Origin of the sequence: Enterobacter hormaechei subsp. xiangfangensis, from assembly GCF_001729785.1 — a bacterium.
Taxonomy (GTDB): Bacteria; Pseudomonadota; Gammaproteobacteria; order Enterobacterales; family Enterobacteriaceae; genus Enterobacter; species Enterobacter hormaechei_C.
The window spans coordinates 1,781,258-1,802,900 of the sequence record NZ_CP017183.1 but is presented as its reverse complement, the minus strand read 5'-3'; the positions used below and the strand labels follow the sequence as shown (position 1 = coordinate 1,802,900).

Sequence of the window (21,643 nt, the reverse complement as noted above, 5' to 3'; positions counted from 1 at the left end):
ACTCATTAGGTCGTCTTGTTAGGTTTGTCATCGATAGTTTCTGTATGTTTGATAGAAAATAAACTTTTATAGACTGACTGAATCCGAGCCTTATCGGAATCGGTGTGATCGGCACGATTTACATACTCTAATGTTTCTCGAGCCAAAATAAGTGCAGCTTCTTCAAACTCGTGGGGCCAACTACTTCCTAACATAGAAAGTCCTTTGAGCACTCTCCTTTGGATCTCACTCATACCGGCACCATCACGGGCAATAGGTAAGAAAAAGTCTTCCAGTAACTCGCTGTTCTGAAGTGGCGCAACATGTATTGAAGGATATGTCACTCTAATTTCATCAGATTTATTCTGCGCATAAGCGGATAGTATTCGCACACCTCTGCCAATGACATCAATTGCGGTGCCAGGATCGTTCACTGCTGGTGAAAGAGCCCTGCAGGCTATTTCAGCCATAACGCTAAGACAAAATCGGGGATCCTGAGAAAATGAACGTACATCCGACACATTGATTGTATCTAGCAAATCTTTACTGATTAATGGCCCCTGCCCCTGACTCAGATACAAAACTGGCATCGAAGGATGTATGAAGCTGCCTGGCTGTGCCACAAGATATACATGTCGATGATCCTCAGTCAGCAGCCTGCTGAGTTTCAGCATATCAATATATTCAACATAGCCAATCATCTCCGGATAAACGGCAACCGTTCCGTTTGGCTGTTCATTGTTCTCAAGCCATGGATATCCGTCTAAATATGGACTTTTTGCTCTTTGAATAAATGTTTCGGTTGCTGCCTGTTCCACCTTTGCTGTCGTCTCGCCAACCCTTCCCAGAGAGGTCAAATGCTGTATCCAACGAAGCAATGTGATGAGGATTAAGGCAATGACCACCAGTGTGACAACGAATAAAATGACTCTGCCCCTTTCTCCGTAGGCTCCCATATTAAGGGCAATGATTCCTACCAGGCTGAAGAGAAATGAACCGATGAAGGTGGCCAATACATTTTGTGTGGTTACGTCTTCAACAACTAAACGTGTTGCTCTTGGCGTTACATTAGTGGTAGCTGAACCATATGCTGTGACCATGATGCTCAGCGAAAAGGTGGTAACAGCTAACATACTCGATGCCAGTATGTTTAGAATGTTATCCACTGCTTCTGCGCCAACCTTAACTGATACCGACTCAGGGATCATTGATTTAAAAAGAATAGATAATAGAGCAGTTATTATTGCTACAATTGCGAATAACGCTGCCCTGAACCATAGTTTTTTAAATATTTGCCTCAGAATCCATTGCCAACGCGAAATCATACTGCATTCCCTCGTATTGTAGCCGAGAAAAATAAATGCCGCCCTTAGAGCGGCATGGGGATATTAACGAACCAGATGCAGGAAGTGCAGATGTTTTTCGTACTGGTCGAGCATGTCATTAATAAGCTGTTCCTGGTTCCAGCCCATCACATCATAGTTTTGTCCGCCCTCTTTAAGATAGACCTCAGCGCGATAATATCGATGCTGCTCAGCCTGCTGCTCATCATTATCAATCGCAGCCAGAGCGAAGGTCGGTGAGTTATACCCGCGAAGCCTCACTTCATAAATATAATTCAGCTCGTTGCCCAAATCGACCTCAAGTCGGATACGATCGTCAGCTGCGTCACTGATATGGCTTATCGTCCCTTGCTTGTTCAGTTCTTCTTGAACCAGCGTCATGGCAGGCTGGATAACGTCATCCATAAAGCGTTTCACAAGGGAACGTTTCGGTAGATAAGCAATATTGCGCAGCCTTCTCTGCCATGGAATTGGGTTTCGTGCAGCTGTTGGGGCAATAGTCGCCATGCTCAGACTTTCACGCTTAGTCAAATCCCGACGGAGCGCTTTTAAAAGTCCGTATATGGATATCAATAAGATAGCGGAGAAGGGTAATGCACTTGCTATTGTCACCGTTTGCAACGCGCTTAGCCCTCCCGCAAGGAGAAGTGCAATAGCAACAATTCCCATGAGCGAGGCCCAGAAAATTCGCTGCCAGACCGGTGTGTTTGCTACCCCACCTGATGCCAGAGTATCCACAACCATTGCTCCTGAATCAGCAGACGTTACAAAGAAGACGATGACCATCGCCATTGCAATAAATGACAGCACGGAGGAGAACGGGAAATGCTCTAGGAAATTGAACAGGGCCAGCGCGACATCCTGCTGAACTGTATTGGCGAGGTCAGTCGCCCCCTGGTTCATAATGAGATAGATCGCGCTGTTACCAAACACCGTCATCCACATGAGCGTAAAACCGGCGGGAACAAACAGCACGCCAGTGACAAACTCGCGAATGGTTCGGCCACGGGAAACCCTTGCGATGAACATCCCCACAAACGGCGACCATGAAAGCCACCATCCCCAATACAATAATGTCCACCCGCCCAGCCAGTTACTCGACTTGGGCTCATACGCGTAAAGGTTGAAGGTTTTACTTACCAGTTCCGAAAGATAACCGCCCGTATTTTCCACAAACGACTTCAGCAGAAGCACGGTTGGTCCGAGACACAGAACCAGCGCTAGCAGCAGCACCGCCAGGCCAAGGTTGAGCTCAGAAAGAATACGTATTCCTTTGTCCAGGCCGGACACCACCGAAATCGTCGCTAACCCCGTGATGACGACGATCAGAATAACCTGCACCGTTTCATTAATGGGTACCCCGAAAAGATGGTTCAAACCGGCATTTACCTGCAAAACGCCGTACCCAAGCGATGTTGCAACGCCAAAGACCGTGCCTATAACGGCGAAAATATCAACTGCATGGCCTATAGGCCCATAAATTCGATCTCCGATAATGGGATAGAGTGCAGAACGTAGCGTTAAAGGCAGGCCGTGACGATAACTGAAGAAGGCCAGGATCAGCGCCACAATGGCATAGATTGCCCATGCATGCAGACCCCAGTGAAAGAATGTCAGACGCATTGCTTCCTTCGCTGCCGCAACAGTCTCTGGTGTGCCGACGGGAGGTGAAAGATAATGCATCACAGGTTCGGCAACGCCAAAGAACATAAGACCGATCCCCATCCCTGCCGAAAAGAGCATCGCAAACCAGGAGTGATAGCTGAAATCAGGTTGCGCATGGTCCGGACCCAGCTTGATATCACCGTAGCGTGAGAGCCCCAGAAAAGTGACACTTAGTAAAATCAGTGCTACAGCAAGGATGTAGAACCAACTGGCATTCGTGAATATTTGTTGCTGAAGTAATTTAAAATTTTTGTCGGCTACATCCGGGAATACAGCGGCAAAAGCAACAAGAAGGAAAATTAACAAAGCAGATGTAAAGAATACCGCTTTGTTAATCTGGCTTTTAGACTTCTTTGGGATAGTATCATTTTCACTCATAATTATTCATTCCATTAACTTAGATCCGCTTAAGATGATAGGCATTGCCTCTCATATAGTAGCAAAAAATGAGCAGTAAATGGGGCATATAATCAGAAGTCACGTCGTGGTTATATTCTCATAGGCTTTCTCCGATTATGTATGCGGTAATACTCTCTCATCACAATTGTTGAAAGTCCCACGGCTAAGGCTCGTTTAAGGGTTAAATCAGCTTAGATACAGGAAATTTTTTATATAGCGTGCAAACTGCCACGTCATAAATTATTGCTACCTGCTTCCTTTCAACACCATTTGAAATGAGCCTCCCGGCCTGCGCCCATTGTTCAGGAGTTAACTTCGAGCGCCTGCCGCCGATCCGGCCTTTTTCCCTCGCAGCCGCCAGACCAGCCCGGGTGCGTTCACCAATCAGCTCTCTTTCCATTTCCGCCAGTGCTGACATGATGTGAAAAATGAAACGCCCCATCGGGCTTGAGGTGTCAATGCTGTCCGTAAGGCTCTTGAAGTGAATACCGCGCTGTCGAAGCTCGTCCACCAGCAGCACCAGATTTCGCATGCTTCGCCCGAGGCGATCCAGCTTCCATACCACCAGCGTGTCGCCCTCACCCAGCGTTCGCAGAAGCTTTTTGAGCGCTGGTCGGTTTGCTACCGTTCCGCTCATTTTTTCTTCGAAAATCTGTTCACATCCTGCGCGTTCGAGTGCTTGTCGCTGGAGATCCGTATTTTGGTCATTTGTTGACACCCTTACATAGCCGATTTGCATATTTTTCACCCACTCATTTCTGCAAAAAAATCAGGTGAAGTTATCGGCAAGGCTACCTCGGGGCAATCTATAAAACGTCGGTTTAGGAAGTAGCGCGACACGGGATGCTTACAGCTCGACAGGACAGGTGTTATCCCGGGGAGATTTTGGCTTGGGCGGGCCGGGTAACCGTCACATTGAGCGTTGTGGTTGCGCCCACGACCACGCTTGCCGTGGCTTTATCGAGCGTAACGCCGGTCACGGGGATATTCGGGGTCCCGCTTTCTTCAGCCAGCTCCGGCTTGCCGGTATTGGTGATTTTCGCTGTACGGGTAATGACCTCTTTTGCCGGAATGGCTTTACCCAGGCTGCTGCACCAGCCGCGGAAAACGTCGACGGTACCGTTAGGGTATTTGATTTTGTAATAGCGTACTGAGCCATCAATAAACCATGCGACCAGGTCTTTTTGCCCTTCTTCGCCCGGCTTCCAGGCGAGGGTGAACGAGGTATCGCCAGCAGATTTTGCCCCTTGGGCGGTGGCGTTCCAGTCGGCATCCTCGTCGTCGAGGTAAGTGTCGTCATAAGATTCGGCGGTCATTTCACCCGGGGTAAGTTCTTTGATTTTCGCCAGGCGATTCCAGTCGATATCAGAGAGTGGGTTAGCGAAAGCGTTGCCCGTTCCGGTGTAAAGCCAGAGCGTAGTACCGGCCCCTTTTACAGGAGCAAGTGGATTTGGTGTTGGCATGTTTCCTCACATTTCGTAAGTGATTGAATATTTCATATCGGCGGAAGTCCACAGCCCCATCGCATCATCGCGCTGGTAATCGAAGCCTTGTGGAACCATGAGCGTTAACAGTGAATCGAGGCCGGGAACATCAGCGAGGGCCGGATAGATATGGCTTTCCATCCATTCATCCAGTTCGGAATCTGGTACCTGCGAGGACAGGAAGACCTCGATATGTAACGTTGCCGCCCACATATCGGCATCAAGTTCTTCGCCGGTATACTCCGCATCGGTCAGATAGACCGCTACGGCAGGAAAATCCTCCTCCTCAATGACAGCCGGGCGCCCGTCAAAAAACATGACGTCGTTCCCGATGGCCTCTTCAAGCACATCAATAATTTTCTGGCGAATGAGAGTGTGTTTCATCGTGTCAGATGCAACCTCAGTTGTTGCCTTAGGGCATAGTCAACAGCATATTAAATCGATAAAAAAGCCACCAGCGAACCAGTGGCTTCTTGCGATAGCTCAGTCTAGGAGTATCAGACCTTACTTTAACTGTCTAAGCTTTTACTTAGAGTCAAATACAAATCTAGTTGCGGTTAATTTATTCAGCGACTGTATTAATGGAGACTTGCTACCTTCACCACAAATATATTTTTCGAAATCATCCTCAATAACAAGCCAAACTCTAGCCAAGTCAGTTCCATCAAACAAATGCTCTGTTGCTAACCATGCTGAAATACAATTTTCAAATACCGCTAGCAGATTATCAAATCTTTGTACGTGTTGTTCTCCAGACTCAATCTGCTGAGTTATGAAGTCCACGTCTTTGAATAACCATTTTGCTATGACCTGCTCACGCTCAGCTTCTAGCTCATTGGGATCAATATTAGCGGGCATAAAGAGTAAAGCTGATTTCAAGTGCCTAAGGGAAGCCCTAAAATCTAACTTAACTTTTGTTTTTTCCTGCTCTCTCCAAGTGGACAGTGCTCGATAAGCGAAGCCGAGAGTAATAATCGTTGCCCCTGCGCTTACCCAAGCTGCAACCATAGCCCAGAAAGCCCACTCAGCTGACTCGCGAGTTGCAGTGAGTGTTTCGTAAGAAATATAATCAGGATTCATGCTCACCCCACTTTGTTTTAGGTGATTATATCCAAAAGCATTGCCTAAGACACTTAATGAATGCTTGCTGAAATGTCTACCTATAAGCAGGGATAAAGATTATTTTCGTTCACTCTCTATTTTACGAATACCAGCGAAGTTATTGTTGCCCTTTTCAATTACGGCCAACAGCGGCTTAATCCAGAGCACAGCCTGGCAGTACGTTATTGAGCCGGCGGCAGTGGGACTATCATCGGCTGCGTCAGGTCCGTCGGTATTGGCGTGCATTGCGCTGGAACGTAAACGGTACGCGTATTCGAGCAGCCCACCAGCAATGTCAGCAGGAACAGGCAGATCACAGGTTTTTTCACGGCGAAGTATCTCCCGGTATTCGATTACGGTTTCTTCGGTGCTGGTGTCGATCAGGGAGTTAAGCCTGTTGGCATGTTCTGCAACCTGATTGAATCGATTGAAGTTGAATGCCAGGGTGGCGATCACCTGCCCCTGCATAGAGTTGTCACTTCGCAGAACGTCGTTATCGCTCTGAAGGCTACTGGCGTCGGAGCAACTCTTAACGAGAGCGACCGAAAGGACAGCAATAACAACAACGCCTATAAGACCCGGATTAATTTTCATTGGTCTAACCCCCAGCACGCCAGCGCGCTTTCCTGGTCCCGTCGCTCAACCTGACCATAGCAGCCATTCTTCTGGCCTTTGGTTAGACGACAATCACGGCCACCGTCTTTAATCCACCAGCGGATTGCCTCGCATGCACCGATGCGGTCACCCGCGTTGATGCGCTTATAGAAGGTCGATGGGAAGCATTTACCGGGGCCGATGTTATACGGGCAGAAGGATGCGATACCCACCTTCTGTGGCTCTGTCAGAGACACTTTGATATTGCGATCAACCCAAGCTAATGCCTTATCGCGTTCAAAAGCGTTAACCTTCCGGCATTGTTCCTCAGTGGCCGTCATGCCTTTAACAACACGCCTGCCATCGATAACGGTAACGCCGTGACATAAAGACCAGACCCCACCCGGATCAACAACGGCCGCCAGCGCATTGCCTTCTTTCTCGCTGATGAATTGGTCGAAAATGAATGGCGCAGATGCACCTGAAGCGATCAGGGCCAACACTGCCGCGCTGAGCTTAGACTTATTGGACATTATTCACCTCGCGCAGCTCGTCGACGGTCCGCTTTGATTTGGAAGTAGAGGTTAGTAAGAAAGGTGAGCAAGCCGAACAGTAAACTACCGATCACACCTATAGCCGCCCACTGTTCTGGGGAGTAACCGTCAAGAAGTGTTCTAAACCAGTAAATGGCACTCCCTCCTGACGCACCGTAGGAAATACCTGTCGTTATTTTGTCCATAATAAATGCCTGCACCTGCACCACCAATAGATGCCATAAACTGTTTTAAATCAATGACTTATTTCTAACAAGCATAGAATCGCCGCTGCATTTAGCAGCAGGAAAAGTTTTGAAAATAGTTCGTTCAATGGTGATAAAAGTGAAAATCCACAGAGGTCTATGACTAAGAATCGCAATAAGCTATGTGCGAAAGAGGTTCTGCAAGGGTGCAGTCTAAGCTTCAACTAATCAAACCATTCTGCACATCGTATGCTAAATTTTGCGTACGCGTGACTTTTTTGGTGTAAAATGACTCTCAAATGAATTTCAGTGAAGGCTGTGTTTGTAAAGTCTTTACATCTTGATACATCACTTTAAAGTGATAGTTTATAAGGGAAGAAAAATGTCAAAGATCAAATCCCTAGAGATCAAAGGTTTTAAATCAATTTGGGATCAAAAAATAGAATTTGGCAGATTAAACGTAATAATTGGAACTAACGGAGCGGGTAAAAGCAACCTTCTTGAAGCTATAGCCATGATTTCTGCATCGGTCGAAGGTGGCGTAGATTATGAGCGTCTGTCACGTAGAGGCTCTAGATTGTCCTCACATGAAATTTTCAGAAGTTCCTTTAGAAATAAGGATCGTAGAAATACTTTAACACTCGAAGCTGAGCTTGAAGATCTTTCGTATCGAATGAGCCTAAACGCAATCAATGGCTTTACTTACAATGCTGAGTCGCTAAAAAGCAATCTTGGCGTAACTCTTGCCGGACGCTCAAATAATGGAAGCACCATTTTCGGAAAAAGAATTGAAGGTGATTTAAAAAAAACAAATAGTGTTTTATCCATTTATCGCGCTCTATTGAAAAACGATAGCAAAATTTCTAAACAATTAACGGATTTGGATAGCTATGCTATTTACTCACCTTCAACGCCTATATTAAGAGGCGTTGCAACCGACAACAGCAACAAATCACCACTTGGCCTATATGGTGGAAGACTAGCCGATGCACTAAGCGAAACATTCAAATACGCTGACGAAACTAAGCAAAATGAAATTTTTAATTTCTTCGAACTCTTAGATTGGTTTTCGACTTTGGGCGTTACCAGTCAAATTGATAGTTCTTTAGTATCCGAACATGTCAGTTTAGGTAGAAAAGTCGTCAAATATAAAGATATGTATATGAAATCTAATTTCAATGATCTTTATGCATATGATGTTAGTGAAGGTGCTTTATTTATTTTATTTGTTTTGATTTTGATTGCTCACAAGGATTCTCCAAATATATTTGCGTTAGATAATGTTGATAGTGCATTGAATCCTGGCCTGGTACGCAAACTAATGGAAAAAATTGCATTTTTCTTAAGCAGCGAAAAACACTGCCAGAAGCAGATTTTTTTAACCACTCACAACCCTTGTACTCTCGATGCGCTTGATTTGTTTAACGACGAACACAGATTGATTGTGGCATCAAGATCATCTGACGGACAAAGCACTTTTACGCGAATTTCTCCGCCTAAAAACATGACCAGGGAAATTTGGGAAGAACAATATTTCGGCATGAAACTATCAGAAATCTGGCTATCGGGGGCGTTTGGCGGCATGCCAACGGAATTTTGATAATGAATAAACCGCTCTTATATTTACTTGTTTGTGAAGGCCCATCTGACATCCCAGTCATCCGTCGGGTTGCAGAAGAGATTTGTCGCAAGACAAAAAAAGATGTTGAAATCCGGCATATCTCACCGCAACAAGACTCCACAGGAACATGGGAAAGGCATGGTTATGTTGGGGTGACGAAATGGTGTGCATTATATGGAAATAAAGATGAGGGTTCACTTAGCCATTTATCTGAGGCACTCAAGAAAGTGGTATTGAGGAAAAACTGGCAAGCGCTTGTCAAAGGGGCTAATGCTGATGGATTAATAATTCAGATGGATACGGACATCGCTGATCAACTTAATTTTTTGAAGAAGCGATTCGATGAAAATAAAGATGATAGAAGAAAATACTGCCAAGACTCGTTATTAAATAAATTAGGTTTAATCAACGTCCCTGAAAACCTAATATTTCTACTTCCGTCCTACTCTACAGAGACATGGATTGTTGCAAGCTTTGACGATACCCATGATATTTTCAAAAACTTATCAAAACCGATCGCTTATGAAGATCTTAAGAATTGTGAAACGTTATTAATTGGTGCTGGTTTCAAAAAAGAAAGGAAAGGGCCCGGGAAGTACAAACTAAAAAAATCGCATGATATTTATATTCCTTATGCAGAGTTAATCGCCTCGAAATTGGATCTTGTAACTTCTCGATGTAAAGAATTAAAACTATTCGAAACAGAATTAACAAAAGCGTAATAAACAGGCCTTTTACGGCCTGTTGCGTTTATATTTATATTTATATTTATATTTATATTTATATTTATATTTATATTTAAGGAGTGTAACATCCTGTAAGAAAACCTAGAGCGAAGTGTAGTTTTTTCCTGATCGTTCCATCTGAACACTTTTTATTTTTAGCGATACGCCTAAGCGATATCCCAAAAACAAAATGCGCAATAATTATTTCATATGCTTCCAATTGAATTTTTTTAAGTTGGGCCACGCAGCCATCAATTACAATCCCTTCTACATCAGTACACTTCAACCGTGATTTATAATCATATGAAATAAGACCTTTGAAACCTGCTGCTACCGGAGGCCAATCCACGCCACTATTCTCAGCGGCTGCCCATGCTCCCCATCGGTCCATTAATTCATACATATCGCTCATAAGTTCTCCTTACGCCAGAATGCCGAGCGCGTAGGCCCGGTCCAGTACTCTAATGATCATTTCCAACTGCGAGCCATATTTGCGCTCGAATGCCAGGCGGTCGTTATGCAGTTCGGTATGATGTTTTCGGCAAAGTGGAATGGAGAAGATGTCGTGCGCTTTTGTTGCCATGCCACCCTGCCCCCATCCGATTAAGTGATGCGGGTCGTCTGATTGCTGCTGGCAGCATTCGCAGGGCTGTGTTTTCACCCAATTCAGATAATCGCGACTTTCCCAGCGCAGACGCTTTGGTCGACGCATGAAAGACTGAGGAGGAACTGGATCCACCATCACGCCCACCAGCGGTTCTGTCAGCGCTTCAGGCAGGTCAACGGCTGACACTAATTTCTCAAGGATGCTGGTGGCCGGTACTTCGGGAATTATGTCACTTTCTCGTCCAATTGGACTTTCTTCACGAAGACGAAGAGCTTCACGAACGCATGATTCTGGAAGTGCATCCGTAACTTCTTTACGAACAGCCCACCAGCAGAGCTCTGCAAGTGAGATCTCCCGGCTTTTGTCCAAGCAAAGATGAATGCGGACAGAATCCAAAACAAAGGCAATTACATTTCTGCGTGCCAACTCTGCCAGTGCTTCGGTACGCTGCTCTCGCAAGTGGTTATCGCAATAGCCACAAAGCAGGATGGAGCCAGGCTCATGGTGCATAATAGTTAGTTCGTGATAGTGGTAATCACTATGCTCGTACTGGCACCGTCCACCAGCGTATCGCAGCAACCAGTAATCCAGGCCACTAATCCCGCCACCGGCATGAATCACTTTGTCATTCAGAAAGAAAGTGCGTAGCGATTTATCATCACCGAGAGGCTGGCGGGCATCAGGAACGCGACCCGTTTCCAGATGAGCCATGCTATCTGGCTGTCGCTCAATCAGCACTCTACCACCACCGAATAAGCTCATAAGTTCGCTGCCGGGCTTTAACAGCACGACACCAAGCTCTCTGGCGATTACAGGTTGAAGGAGCGCGCGCATCAGTCGATATTCCTGATAATTATCTGACCGACTTCACCCCATAGCTTCGTAATCCGTGCATCCCAGATATGAGCGTCATCTTCATAAATGGCATCGGAGAGTGCTTTAACCAGGTTACTGTAACCACCAGAACGGAGTGATCACGTTGCAACAGGTAATTTCCGATTGCTGCAGCAAGATGATTTTTCCCCGTCCCGCAACTCCCACTGAAAATGAAACTAGTGAAACCAGACCCGAAGTTATGGGCATAGCTCTTTGCCATGGTGAGGGCATGCTTTTGCCCGTCGTTGCTGACCTGATAATTCGAGAAAGTGCACCCCTTATGCAGATCGCATATCCCTGAACGCCCAAATATCCTCTCCGCTCGCGCCCGCTGATTTAGTTTTTCCAGCTCTACTGCACGCTTCCGACCTTCTTCCTGCTGCCAGGCCATCAATTCCTGACTGCTGGTAAACTTCGGCTGGACACCTGCAGGCATGATATTGCGGAGACGACCAAGCAAATCGTGCGTCGATTTCATAGTTACCCCCTGAATCCCGGTGGGATCTCAGTGTCTGGTTGTGAGATGCCAAAGCCTGCCTGACGGCGAGAAGATGCCCCAGAGGTTAAGGTTTTGGCTCGGGATGTTTTCAGGCTCGAGGCGAAAGTCTGTTCCCACTGCAGGTGGTGTTTTACCTTCCCTTCGCACTTCCAGTAATCGCGGAACTGCTGAAGTTCCACTGGGGTATAACCAGGGCGGTCACCGAGATTAATTCCCCACTGTGCGGCTTGCCCGACAAAGTCATCACTCGGCATCCAGTCATCGGTAATCGGGAATTTGCCGATTGGTGGCAAAAATGATTCTTGCGCGCTTAACTCTCTCTCTTGTTTCTCTTTTAGATCTGTATCTGTATCTGTATCTTTATTAGTTGAGTTGCCGTTGCTGCTCTGTTCAAACGGAGCATTAACACCCGTTGAACGCTCGTTACTGTTTTGTTGGGTGTTTGCTCCTTTTTTGGCCTTTCTGGCCTGGGCGGACGCTTTACCTGCGGCCGACTTTTGACTGATTGAATTTTTCACAGCCTCCAGATCCCGCTCAATTCTCTCCTGCACCCATTCGGTGCCAGTGTCGTTAAAAAATTCTTTCAACGATGGCTCAACGGCATCCCAACGGTCGTTGCTTAGCCGTGCTATTTTCGAGAGGCGGTTTTTGGGGATCGGGCGACCTGTTTGCCAATAATTGAACATCAGCAGCAGGTATGCGCCATGCTCTTCTGTAGACAGATGCATGGTGTCCGCCAGGTAATCAGCAATGTAAAGTTGCATGTAAGGCAGAGCTGCCATGGTTACTCCCTTGTCCGGTTTCCCGGTACGTAATGGTTATTGCTCAAAACTCGATTAAAAAAATTGCGGCGCTACGGCGCTGATGCTCGCCAGTAGTGGTCCCGCCGCGTCAGCAGGTAACATGTTGAACAAAGCGATTGCCGCTTCACGAATTTCTTTTTCAAGCTTTTGAAGGGGGACGCCCAGCAACTTAGCTTGATGCGCCTCACTGCATTCTTTGATTGCATTCGCCACCAGCTCAGCTTCCGTTCTGGCGTTACTGAGTCCATGCTTTCTGGCTATCTCAATAGGCATAGCTGCGAGGATTGCGCCCGACAGCTGCATAACGTAAGCAGTATATTTCTCCGACCCTCCTTCATTTTTCAGATAGCGGAATAAATTCTGCTTATTGACCGCGATGCCGCGGCCCCCTTCCTTCGCCCACTGCTCAGCCACCAGCTGAGCGATTTTTTCCTGCGCCTGACCGGGCAAAGTTGATTCCCACTCTCGAACTGCAACCTGTATTGAACGGTGCTTAAAGCTGTCTCGCCGATGCGCCATAAATTGATTTTGAGTTTTCAGCGGTCCGGCCAAGCGTTGGTTATGATGTTGATATGTAGCTGACTGCATGATTAAGCCTCCTTCTGAGGTAAACCATCTGTTGCGTTGGGATAGAGGTCTGGACGTAATTCATGCGGGGTGACTTCCCAATCCAAAGCTCTGCATGCGTTTAAAACCTCTGTGCTAGCTACCTGAGTACGAAACCAGACAGATACAGTCTGCGAGTTTTTACCTAAGCGGCGAGCCAGCTCTGATTGGCTGCCACACAGAGAAATAATCTTCTTTTGAATGTTATGGTTCATTGAGCCTCCTAAATTCCGTACCACATACTTGATAATTTACTTATCAATGTCAAGAAATTTAACTGGCCACATTTGAAAAGAAACTTTGTATGCTGGACAACTGGTTAGATTTGGAACTGAAAATGAACTTTGAAGAACGTTTGCAAAGAGCTATTGATGAGGCAGGCATTTCTCAATCTGAACTGGGGCGCCGGATAGGCGTCAACTCGCAAACCGTTAGCCATTGGTGTAACTCAGGGATTTTCCCGCGCAAGGAGAAACTGGTTCTCTTGCCTGAAGCCCTTGGAAAGCCTCTTTATTGGTTTTTCATGACTGATGAAGAAGAGCAGCACGTTGCTTCTCTAACGCAGAGTAAAACAGTTTTAACCCCCCACCAATCAGCACTATTAGAAGTTTTTGATCAACTTCCGGAAGCCGAGCAGGATAGATTCATTTCCTTAGCCAAAACCCGGCTTGAAGAGCTCGATGCGTTTATGGCGGAATTTTTACGTAAAAGAAAAATAGATCCTCAGCCATAACCTTCAAAATGTATCGTTAAAGGCCGCTATAAGCGGCTTTTTTTGCGCGTGAACCCTCCAAAAGCTGATAAGGAAACTATTGCTGGTATTTTTTTTATCAATTTCAACTTGACCTATGGTATATTTATTTGTAGCCTGATTTTAGAAAATCAGTCATCAAGGCAGGACGCCCACGAAGTAGCTGCCGGTGGCATACGAAACACCGGATGAGATGGCAAGACAATCGCGCAGCAGGTTTACCGTTCCGCCAGCCTGGCGTTAAAGGCACACAGGAGTTAACCATGATCGATTTCGCACGCAAAAGAGCTGGCTGCCAAGCCGTACGCTTAAATCTGTTTGAAGTTCTGGTTCGTAAGCTTTGCTACTTACTGGCCCAAAAAGGCAATCCAGAGCTAAAAGTATGAGCTCGTTATTTGCTCTGATCGTTACCGTCTGTGCCCTCACCGGGGAATGCTCAGACATCATGCTCGGTGTATACCAAACCGAATCTGGCTGTGATGCAGCTGCCAAAGAGCAGCACATTAAAGGAGAGTGTTACCCATATAAACCGGCTGGAGACCAACAGCCTGCTTTCAAATTTTAATCGAGTTATGACCAATGGCTGTTACCAGCCCCCTAAAAGCACAAAACCCGCGCAAGGCGGGTTAAGTACCCGGTCAGCCGACCAAAGCTTTCCGGAATCGAGTTTTGACCAATGACCACTACCCAAGGCGGCAATCACTAGCTGCGGGTATCTTACAACCAAAATTAAGGACCCGATATGGAATTCTTTCATTTAATCAAGGCAACGCAGAAATCCGGCAAAGAAGATGCCGTTATCTGGTTCACGGCTAAATCAGAAGCACGAGCCAATTTGCAGTTGGATGTAGAGCTGGAAGATGCTGGCATTGAAACCGGCCGGGGCAAGGATTATAGCAAGCCTGTCCGTACCGATTTCCCTGTTTACAACGACCTGCCGGAAGAAAGCACAGTGGATTACACCTGGTGCAAACGCTACGTACTCCAGGACGATGGACGCACCTGGCTGCCAAAGGCTGGTGCTGAGTCTACTGGTGCCGTGGACAACAACACTGCTGCTCCGGAAGCGACCACTACAGTTGAAAAGAGTGTCCCGCTTGAAAACCGCACTCCAGCAGTACGTTTTGCCGTTCACCTGACCAGCGACAAGTATCAATCACACATCACAAAAGAGCAGCAGCTGGCTGCCAGCGAAATGTCACTGGATGAAGGTAACACCTATCTTCAGAACCTGCTGCTGGCGAAGAGCGACATCCCTGAAGTTGCCGAACTCAGCCTGAACGCTGAGTGGAAACTCGTTCAGGCGATTAAGCAGGTATTCGCGCCAGATGAAACGCACGAAACTGAAGATATCGCTGCATTCATGGCTGACTGGGCTAAAGCAGATGCCAGCGCTCGCAACCAATTAGTGGAAGACTGGCGCAGCGGCAAATTTCCCCTTCTGAAATCTGAAAGCACCAGCGACACTGGCGTTATAGCAGGTCAGGGTTTTGAACCTGTTAACGCTATCCAGATTGACGAGAATGATGACGAAACCACACGTTATCCTGTCGTTCGTATGCCCTTCCGCAAGCAGCTACTCGCCCAGTTCACCGCCGACGAACTGCGCCACCACTTAACCCGCGAAGAATACGAAGGTATCAGCGCGCTTGAGATGGACACAGACAATAGCTATGTCCAGAACCTGTTGCTGGCGGCAGAAAACTGCGAACAGGTTAAGGGTTACAACACCAAAGACCTGTGGCGCTATACCGAGGCCATTCGCAAGGTGTTCGGGCAGGAAAAGCGTCACGAACTCGCTTTGGTTCTCCGATTCACCAGAATCTGGGCGGCGACTGATTACATTGACCGCGGCCTGCTGGTAAAAGAATGGGCCAAAGGCAGTCGCGTTGCAGAAATACAGCGTACTGAAAGCGGTACGAATGCTGGCGGAGGCAACAAGACCGACAGAAACCCTGACCTTAAACATGATCTAGACACTCTCGATTTAGAGATTGCGCTGGCCACGTTACCAATGGATTTCAACATTTATGATATCCCTGGTGGTGTTTTCCGTCGGGCAAAAGAGATCGTGAGTAAAAAAGAAAGTCCATTCAAAGAATGGTCTAAAGCTCTTCGTGCAACTCCGGGAGTTTTGGATTACTCGCGTGCAGCTATCTTTGCACTTATCCGCAGCGCTCACCCAGAGCATTACCTGTATCCAGCACGTCTCAGCGGATTCATTAACGCGAACCTGACTGAAAGCGATCATTCTGCTCCATCAGACGAAACTCTTGCGGCTGCGCGCCATAACCCTGAGGTGAGCTGGACAAACGAGGTAACTAATGACTCTGCTGTTGAAACTGGCGACCAGAATGAGGGGACTCAGGTCGACGGCGACACGCAGCCGGTTCTCGAAAAAGTTGGTAATGGTCTTTTTTCTATTGAAGGGCTGGCCACCAGCAACGCTGTAATCGACCAACAAAATACCGCGGCGGAGTACGTTGATAATGTGCAGATGGAAGAAACTGACAATGATGAAACCCCGGACGGTGCTGCGTTATCAGAAGGCACGGAAGAAACTATCTCAAGCGCAAGCACTACTGAAACTTATAGCAGCACAACTGCCATAAATAATGATTCCGGTCATCATAATCATACCGAGCCTGAAATGCTCTATACACACCTTATGATCGACATTGAAGCTTTTGGTAAAAAAGCTGATTCACCAGTCGTATCTATCGGGGCCGTGTTCTTTGATCCATCTACAGGTGATACCGGTTCGGAATTTTACAAAGTGATTAGCCTAGAATCTTCCATGGCCAGCGGCGGGGTTCCGGATGCATCTACCATAATATTCTGGCTTAAAGCTTCGCCTGAGGCTCGTTCTGAGTTAGTGATGGATGATGCTATTCCGCTAGATGATGCCTTATTGCAGCTAAATGATTTTATATCCGAGAATGCGGCAAACGGCCCTGATTCTGTACAGGTATGGGGGAATGGTGCCACTTATGACAATGTCCTGCTTGAAGCATCTTATGACCGGGCGGGGATCCCCTGCCCATGGAAGTTCTGGAATAACCGGGATGTAAGAACCATTGTTGAGTTGGGTAAAACCGTTGGGTGCAAGCCTCGCTATGAGATCCCATTTGAGGGAGAACCACACAAGGCTATTTCGGATGCGCTTCATCAGGTCAAATACGTGTCAGCAATCTGGCAGCGTCTGACTGAACACTGATTTTTTAATTTCAGAATATGGCCCGAATATGGGCCATTATGAGGTAAATCACATGCTTCAAATGCTGACTTTAGAAGAATGGGCTGCGGAAAAATACCGAAGTAATCCCCCAAGTCTGAATACCTTACGCCGATACGCAAAAGAGAGCATGTTCACTCCCCCGGCCACCAAAGAAGGGAGATATTGGCGGGTAAGAGAAGATGCCGAGATCACAGGTAATTTAACCCAGCCCGTAATTAAAAAATCTGATTCGCCTATGCTTCAAAGGATACTGTCTGATGGCTGCCCGACCACGTAAAAACAACGTCAAGATACCTAATCTTTATCCGCTCTACAGTCGTAAGGTAAATAAAATCTACTGGCGGTATAAGCATCCCGTTACAGGTAAGTTTCATAGCCTTGGAACTAACGAGGCCGAAGCAACAGCGATAGCAATTGAAGCCAATGAGCGACTAGCTGAACAGCGCACCAGGCAGGTTTTGGCTATCAGTGACAAGATCGCCTCCAGCAAAGGAAAGGCGATAACAACAAATACGTGGTTAGATCGTTATTGGAAAATTCAGGATGAAAGACTGGAGAATGGTGATATCAAGCCGAACACTCATAAGCAAAAGGCTAAACCAGTAGCCCTACTTCGTGAGAGCGTGGGAATGAAATTGATTTCATCCGTCGATGTTCGGGATGTTGCACAGATACTGGAGTCCTATGTTGCAGAAGGTCAACCGAGGATGGCCCAGGTGATCCGCTCTGTTTTAATCGATGTTTTCAAGGAAGCCCAACATTATGGCGAGGTACCGCCGGGTTATAACCCGGCTCTTGCGACAAAACAACCGCGTCGGCGAATTAGCCGACAACGTTTAAACCTCGAAGAATGGCAAAAGATTTTCGCGATTGCTGATGCCCACCATCAATATATGGGCAATGCAATGCTATTGGCGCTCGTTACGGGTCAGCGCCTCGGGGATATTTCCAACATGAAGTTTAGTGATATTTGGGATGATCATCTTCATATCGTTCAGGAGAAGACGGGGAGCAAGATAGCGATCCCGCTTTCCCTTAAGCTTAACGCGATTGACTGGAGTTTGAGAGATGTAGTTGCGCGTTGCCGCGACTATGCAGTGAGTCCATATCTAATCCACTTCTTCCGGGCAACCTCAATGGCAGAACGAGGTGCACAGGTTAGGTCGAACACAATAACAATGAATTTTAGTAAGGCCCGTGATAAAGCAGAAATAAATTGGGAAGTAGGTACGCCGGCTACGTTTCATGAACAAAGGTCTTTATCTGAAAGACTCTATAAGGAACAAGGTATCGATACAAGAATACTTTTAGGTCATAAAACTCAGAACCAAACCGATCGATACCATGATGATAGAGGAAAAAATTGGACCACAGTACGAATTAGTCAACAATGAGCTTTTTGCTAAAGGATTCGTCATCAAATGATTGAATTTTTTCAATAATTTTAATGACTGAATCCTGTGTTGTTTCTCGCTCTGTGATTATTGCATTCATATAATATGAAATTCTCATCCATGCCTTTAAATGTTTTTCTTCCAAAGTCGCAACCACTGGAACAAAGCTATTGAAAAGATCTATGTCATTTTTGCAGTGTATACGAATATCTTTTATTGCACTCTCAGTTAATCCATGAGTTTCAATATAACCTTTCAACGACATTAATTCTTTACTATTTTTTTCGTGCTCACTCCCATAAAACTTCCCTACTCTGTAACTTTCGGGAACATGTTTGTTTAATGTGTTAAAGAAAAAAATAAACATTTCGCGAAGTCGTTTTTCTGCTTTTACTTTATTCTGTCTTTCGTTTTTCCTTTGGAGATGATCAATAATATAAAGAATGATTATAAATTCTAAAATCACCCCTGTGAATTCCGGTAACAAATTCCCTTCAAAGTAATCGATGTAATTGATACTCTTGATAAAAAATGGAGCAAGCATTAAAAGAATAAACAATACAACAAAGATCCATCTTGGTTTTTTAATTCGAATGCGCTTCACAGTGACCTCATTTTGATAAATCGTTTTGATAAAATTTTGATAACTGTTAGAAAACTAATAATAAAAACGGGAACCATTCGGCTCCCGTTCTTGTTTAATCCAGCAATTGGATTACATGTTCGCGATAATCGCGTCGCCAAACTCTGAGCATTTCAGCAGCTTAGCGCCTTCCATCAGACGTTCAAAGTCATAGGTGACGGTTTTCGCGTTAATAGCGCCTTCCATACCCTTAACGATCAGGTCTGCGGCTTCGAACCATTCCATATGACGCAGCATCATCTCTGCGGACAGAATGATAGAGCCTGGGTTGACTTTATCCTGGCCTGCGTATTTCGGTGCAGTACCGTGAGTGGCTTCGAACAGGGCGCACTCGTCACCGATGTTCGCGCCCGGGGCGATACCGATACCACCCACCTGTGCTGCCAGCGCATCGGAGATGTAGTCACCATTCAGGTTCATACAGGCGATCACGTCATACTCAGCAGGACGCAGCAGGATCTGTTGCAGGAACGCATCGGCAATCACATCTTTAATGATGATCTCTTTACCGGTGTTCGGGTTCTTAATTTTCTGCCATGGGCCGCCGTCGATCAGTTCACCGCCGAACTCTTCGGTCGCCAGCTGGTAGCCCCAGTCTTTGAACGCGCCTTCGGTGAACTTCATGATATTGCCTTTGTGCACCAGGGTCACAGAGTCACGATCGTTGGTGATAGCGTATTCGATGGCGGCACGCACCAGACGCTTGGTCCCTTCTTCGGAGCACGGCTTGATGCCGATGCCGCAATGCTCAGGGAAGCGAATTTTCTTCACGCCCATCTCTTCGCGCAGGAATTTAATCACTTTTTCTGCGTCAGCAGAGTCCGCTTTCCATTCGATACCCGCGTAGATGTCTTCAGAGTTTTCACGGAAGATAACCATGTCGGTCAGTTCCGGGTGCTTAACTGGGCTTGGGGTGCCCTGGTAGTAACGCACCGGACGCAGACACACATACAGATCCAGTTCCTGACGCAGCGCCACGTTCAGGGAGCGAATGCCGCCGCCAACTGGCGTGGTCAGAGGGCCTTTGATAGCAACGCGATAGTCGCGGATCAGGTCCAGCGTTTCGGCTGGCAGCCAGACGTCCTGGCCATAAACTTGAGTGGATTTTTCACCGGTGTAAATTTCCATCCAGGAAATTTTACGCTCGCCTTTGTAGGCTTTCTCAACAGCGGCATCAACCACTTTCAGCATCGCCGGGGTAACGTCTACACCGATACCGTCACCTTCGATGAACGGGATAATCGGGTTGTGAGGAACGTTAATCTTGCCGTTTTGCAGGGTGATCTTTTTACCTTCCGCCGGAACAACTACTTTGCTTTCCATTAACCTCTCCTTCGAGCGCTTCTGGTTGTTACTGATCTTATGTTAATAAATTGTAATGAGCCTTCCGATAGTACCTGATTGTCCGACGCCATGAAAGGTCTTCGTTATTAGGCTATAATGCGGCAATTGATAACGCCTGAAAATACCATGACGAAAACTTCTTTTAGAAAACACCGGGTTGAGCGATTCAGCTCACGACAAGCCACCAGAAGAACGCCAGAACCCCAGCCAACGCGGGTCATACTGTTCAATAAACCCTACGATGTATTGCCGCAGTTTACCGACGAGGCCGGGCGCAGCACGCTGAAGGACTTTATCCCCGTACAGGGAGTCTACGCAGCGGGACGCCTGGATCGCGACAGCGAGGGGCTGCTGGTCCTTACCAATGACGGCGTGCTCCAGGCCAGGCTTACTCAGCCGGGCAAACGTACCGGAAAAATTTACTATGTGCAGGTTGAAGGCGAGCCGGACGACGCGTCGCTGGCAAAGCTGCGCAACGGCGTAACGCTGAACGACGGTCCCACCCTGCCGGCTGGTATTGAACGTGTGAATGAACCCGAGTGGCTGTGGCCGCGCAACCCGCCGATTCGTGAGCGTAAATCCATTCCTACCAGCTGGCTTAAAATCACCCTTTATGAAGGCCGCAACCGACAGGTCAGGCGCATGACTGCGCATGTGGGCTTCCCTACCCTGCGACTCATTCGCTACGCCATGGGCAGCTATACGCTGGACTCGCTGGCAAACGGGGAATGGCGGGATGTTACCCCTAAGGAGAACTGATGTTTAAACCTCATGTTACGGTCGCCTGCGTGGTCCACGCGCAGGGGAAATTCCTGGTGGTGGAAGAGACCATTAACGGCAAAGCGCTGTGGAACCAGCCAGCCGGGCATCTTGAAGCCAATGAAACCTTATTGCAGGCAGCGAAACGCGAGCTCTGGGAAGAGACGGGTATCCGCGCCGAACCGCAGCACTTTATCCGTATGCATCAGTGGATAGCGCCTGACCAGACGCCTTTCCTGCGCTTTTTATTCGCCGTTGAGCTTAACGAAACGTGCCCCACTGAACCGCACGACGACGATATCGATCGCTGCCTGTGGGTGACCGCAGACGAGATCCTGAACGCGCCAAACCTGCGCTCGCCACTGGTTGCGGAAAGCATCCGCTGCTGGCAGTCTACGGCGCGCCTGCCGCTGGATGTCATTGCAGAATTTAACTGGCCGTTTACAGAGGGTGTCAATGGTGGGGGGGCGTGA

At 47.2% G+C, this 21,643-nt stretch carries 25 protein-coding genes and 3 pseudogenes; 10 read left to right on the top strand and 18 right to left on the bottom strand.

Annotated features, from left to right (window positions below; translation table 11 throughout):
• Positions 1 to 5 precede the first annotated feature (5 nt).
• The 9 genes and pseudogenes from BFV63_RS08520 to BFV63_RS08480 form a co-directional block, all read right to left on the bottom strand.
• Entirely contained in the window at positions 6 to 1,304 is a 1,299-nt protein-coding gene (locus tag BFV63_RS08520) for a DUF2254 domain-containing protein (RefSeq protein WP_058677627.1), read from the bottom strand.
• Positions 1,305 to 1,367: 63 nt separating this feature from the next.
• Positions 1,368 to 3,365 (bottom strand): BCCT family transporter, encoded by a 1,998-nt coding sequence (locus BFV63_RS08515; protein WP_069597485.1) that lies wholly within the window; start codon positions 3,363 to 3,365, stop codon positions 1,368 to 1,370.
• Between the two features lie 202 nt (positions 3,366 to 3,567).
• A complete protein-coding gene (locus BFV63_RS08510) occupies positions 3,568 to 4,125 on the bottom strand; it encodes a recombinase family protein (protein ID WP_069597601.1) in 558 nt (185 codons plus the stop codon).
• 148 nt (positions 4,126 to 4,273) lie between these two features.
• Positions 4,274 to 4,849 (bottom strand): annotated as a pseudogene (locus BFV63_RS08505) (phage tail tube protein); the annotation flags it as partial.
• Between the two features lie 6 nt (positions 4,850 to 4,855).
• Positions 4,856 to 5,254 (bottom strand): phage minor tail U family protein, encoded by a 399-nt coding sequence (locus BFV63_RS08500; RefSeq protein WP_040017196.1) that lies wholly within the window; start codon positions 5,252 to 5,254, stop codon positions 4,856 to 4,858.
• Between the two features lie 141 nt (positions 5,255 to 5,395).
• A complete protein-coding gene (locus BFV63_RS23355; protein ID WP_169823035.1) occupies positions 5,396 to 5,950 on the bottom strand; it encodes a hypothetical protein in 555 nt (184 codons plus the stop codon).
• A 99-nt stretch (positions 5,951 to 6,049) separates the two neighbouring features.
• Positions 6,050 to 6,565 carry a hypothetical protein gene (locus BFV63_RS08490; RefSeq protein ID WP_069597484.1) on the bottom strand — a complete coding sequence of 172 codons (516 nt, stop codon included), beginning with the start codon at positions 6,563 to 6,565 and terminating at the stop codon, positions 6,050 to 6,052.
• Complete coding sequence (locus BFV63_RS08485) at positions 6,562 to 7,098, bottom strand: lysozyme (protein WP_069597483.1); 537 nt, start codon at positions 7,096 to 7,098, stop codon at positions 6,562 to 6,564. Before BFV63_RS08485 ends, BFV63_RS08490 begins: the two co-directional genes overlap by 4 nt.
• The gene (locus BFV63_RS08480; protein ID WP_069597482.1) at positions 7,098 to 7,304 is read right to left on the bottom strand and encodes a class II holin family protein; all 207 of its coding nucleotides are present in this window, start codon (positions 7,302 to 7,304) and stop codon (positions 7,098 to 7,100) included. The genes BFV63_RS08485 and BFV63_RS08480 overlap by 1 nt, the downstream gene beginning before the upstream one ends.
• A 382-nt stretch (positions 7,305 to 7,686) precedes the next feature.
• Between BFV63_RS08480 and BFV63_RS08475 the strand changes: the two genes are divergently transcribed.
• Both BFV63_RS08475 and BFV63_RS08470 read left to right on the top strand, forming a co-directional pair.
• Positions 7,687 to 8,904 (top strand): AAA family ATPase, encoded by a 1,218-nt coding sequence (locus BFV63_RS08475; protein WP_069597481.1) that lies wholly within the window; start codon positions 7,687 to 7,689, stop codon positions 8,902 to 8,904.
• Between the two features lie 2 nt (positions 8,905 to 8,906).
• Positions 8,907 to 9,647 carry a hypothetical protein gene (locus BFV63_RS08470; protein WP_069597480.1) on the top strand — a complete coding sequence of 247 codons (741 nt, stop codon included), beginning with the start codon at positions 8,907 to 8,909 and terminating at the stop codon, positions 9,645 to 9,647.
• 76 nt (positions 9,648 to 9,723) lie between these two features.
• Here BFV63_RS08470 and BFV63_RS08465 read toward each other — a convergent pair whose 3' ends face one another.
• The 7 genes and pseudogenes from BFV63_RS08465 to BFV63_RS22480 all read right to left on the bottom strand — a co-directional run bounded on the left by BFV63_RS08465 (position 9,724) and on the right by BFV63_RS22480 (position 13,256).
• Entirely contained in the window at positions 9,724 to 10,062 is a 339-nt protein-coding gene (locus BFV63_RS08465) for an antiterminator Q family protein (RefSeq protein ID WP_069597479.1), read from the bottom strand.
• A 9-nt stretch (positions 10,063 to 10,071) separates the two neighbouring features.
• On the bottom strand, positions 10,072 to 11,091 hold the full coding sequence (locus BFV63_RS08460) for a DUF968 domain-containing protein (protein WP_058686314.1): 1,020 nt from the start codon (positions 11,089 to 11,091) through the stop codon (positions 10,072 to 10,074).
• Positions 11,091 to 11,213 (bottom strand): annotated as a pseudogene (locus BFV63_RS23350) (RusA family crossover junction endodeoxyribonuclease); the annotation flags it as partial. The gene BFV63_RS08460 and the pseudogene BFV63_RS23350, both read right to left, overlap by 1 nt.
• A pseudogene (locus BFV63_RS08455) lies at positions 11,207 to 11,611 on the bottom strand (DnaA ATPase domain-containing protein); the annotation flags it as partial. The pseudogenes BFV63_RS08455 and BFV63_RS23350, both read right to left, overlap by 7 nt.
• A 2-nt stretch (positions 11,612 to 11,613) precedes the next feature.
• Positions 11,614 to 12,414 (bottom strand): DUF1376 domain-containing protein, encoded by an 801-nt coding sequence (locus tag BFV63_RS08450; RefSeq protein ID WP_069597478.1) that lies wholly within the window; start codon positions 12,412 to 12,414, stop codon positions 11,614 to 11,616.
• Positions 12,415 to 12,468: 54 nt separating this feature from the next.
• Positions 12,469 to 13,023, bottom strand: a complete 555-nt coding sequence (locus BFV63_RS08445) for a toxin YdaT family protein (RefSeq protein WP_069597477.1) — start codon at positions 13,021 to 13,023, stop codon at positions 12,469 to 12,471.
• Positions 13,024 to 13,025: 2 nt separating this feature from the next.
• Positions 13,026 to 13,256: a transcriptional regulator gene (locus BFV63_RS22480; protein ID WP_081329664.1), complete on the bottom strand. Its 231-nt coding sequence runs from the start codon at positions 13,254 to 13,256 to the stop codon at positions 13,026 to 13,028.
• 89 nt (positions 13,257 to 13,345) lie between these two features.
• On the opposite strand from BFV63_RS22480, the gene BFV63_RS08440 reads away from it, so the two are divergent.
• The 6 genes from BFV63_RS08440 to BFV63_RS08425 all read left to right on the top strand — a co-directional run bounded on the left by BFV63_RS08440 (position 13,346) and on the right by BFV63_RS08425 (position 18,424).
• A complete protein-coding gene (locus tag BFV63_RS08440; RefSeq protein WP_081329663.1) occupies positions 13,346 to 13,774 on the top strand; it encodes a helix-turn-helix domain-containing protein in 429 nt (142 codons plus the stop codon).
• A 281-nt stretch (positions 13,775 to 14,055) separates the two neighbouring features.
• Positions 14,056 to 14,178, top strand: a complete 123-nt coding sequence (locus tag BFV63_RS23470) for a hypothetical protein (RefSeq protein WP_257393914.1) — start codon at positions 14,056 to 14,058, stop codon at positions 14,176 to 14,178.
• Positions 14,175 to 14,357 (top strand): DUF1482 family protein, encoded by a 183-nt coding sequence (locus BFV63_RS08435; protein ID WP_069597476.1) that lies wholly within the window; start codon positions 14,175 to 14,177, stop codon positions 14,355 to 14,357. The genes BFV63_RS23470 and BFV63_RS08435 overlap by 4 nt, the downstream gene beginning before the upstream one ends.
• Positions 14,358 to 14,534: 177 nt before the next feature.
• Positions 14,535 to 17,009: a 3'-5' exonuclease gene (locus BFV63_RS08430; protein WP_081329662.1), complete on the top strand. Its 2,475-nt coding sequence runs from the start codon at positions 14,535 to 14,537 to the stop codon at positions 17,007 to 17,009.
• Between the two features lie 52 nt (positions 17,010 to 17,061).
• On the top strand, positions 17,062 to 17,307 hold the full coding sequence (locus BFV63_RS22475) for an excisionase (RefSeq protein ID WP_071785721.1): 246 nt from the start codon (positions 17,062 to 17,064) through the stop codon (positions 17,305 to 17,307).
• Positions 17,288 to 18,424: a site-specific integrase gene (locus BFV63_RS08425; protein ID WP_058686317.1), complete on the top strand. Its 1,137-nt coding sequence runs from the start codon at positions 17,288 to 17,290 to the stop codon at positions 18,422 to 18,424. Before BFV63_RS22475 ends, BFV63_RS08425 begins: the two co-directional genes overlap by 20 nt.
• Here BFV63_RS08425 and BFV63_RS08420 read toward each other — a convergent pair.
• Together BFV63_RS08420 and icd are read right to left on the bottom strand one after the other, a co-directional pair.
• On the bottom strand, positions 18,411 to 19,028 hold the full coding sequence (locus BFV63_RS08420) for a hypothetical protein (RefSeq protein WP_063136147.1): 618 nt from the start codon (positions 19,026 to 19,028) through the stop codon (positions 18,411 to 18,413). The genes BFV63_RS08425 and BFV63_RS08420 overlap by 14 nt on opposite strands.
• A 111-nt stretch (positions 19,029 to 19,139) precedes the next feature.
• Complete coding sequence (icd, locus tag BFV63_RS08415) at positions 19,140 to 20,390, bottom strand: NADP-dependent isocitrate dehydrogenase (protein ID WP_003857898.1); 1,251 nt, start codon at positions 20,388 to 20,390, stop codon at positions 19,140 to 19,142.
• A gap of 117 nt (positions 20,391 to 20,507) precedes the next feature.
• Here icd and rluE point away from each other — a divergent pair, with 117 nt between their 5' ends.
• Complete coding sequence (gene rluE / locus BFV63_RS08410; RefSeq protein WP_022650805.1) at positions 20,508 to 21,170, top strand: 23S rRNA pseudouridine(2457) synthase RluE; 663 nt, start codon at positions 20,508 to 20,510, stop codon at positions 21,168 to 21,170.
• Positions 21,170 to 21,643, top strand: a complete 474-nt coding sequence (locus tag BFV63_RS08405; RefSeq protein WP_003857899.1) for an NUDIX hydrolase — start codon at positions 21,170 to 21,172, stop codon at positions 21,641 to 21,643. Before rluE ends, BFV63_RS08405 begins: the two co-directional genes overlap by 1 nt.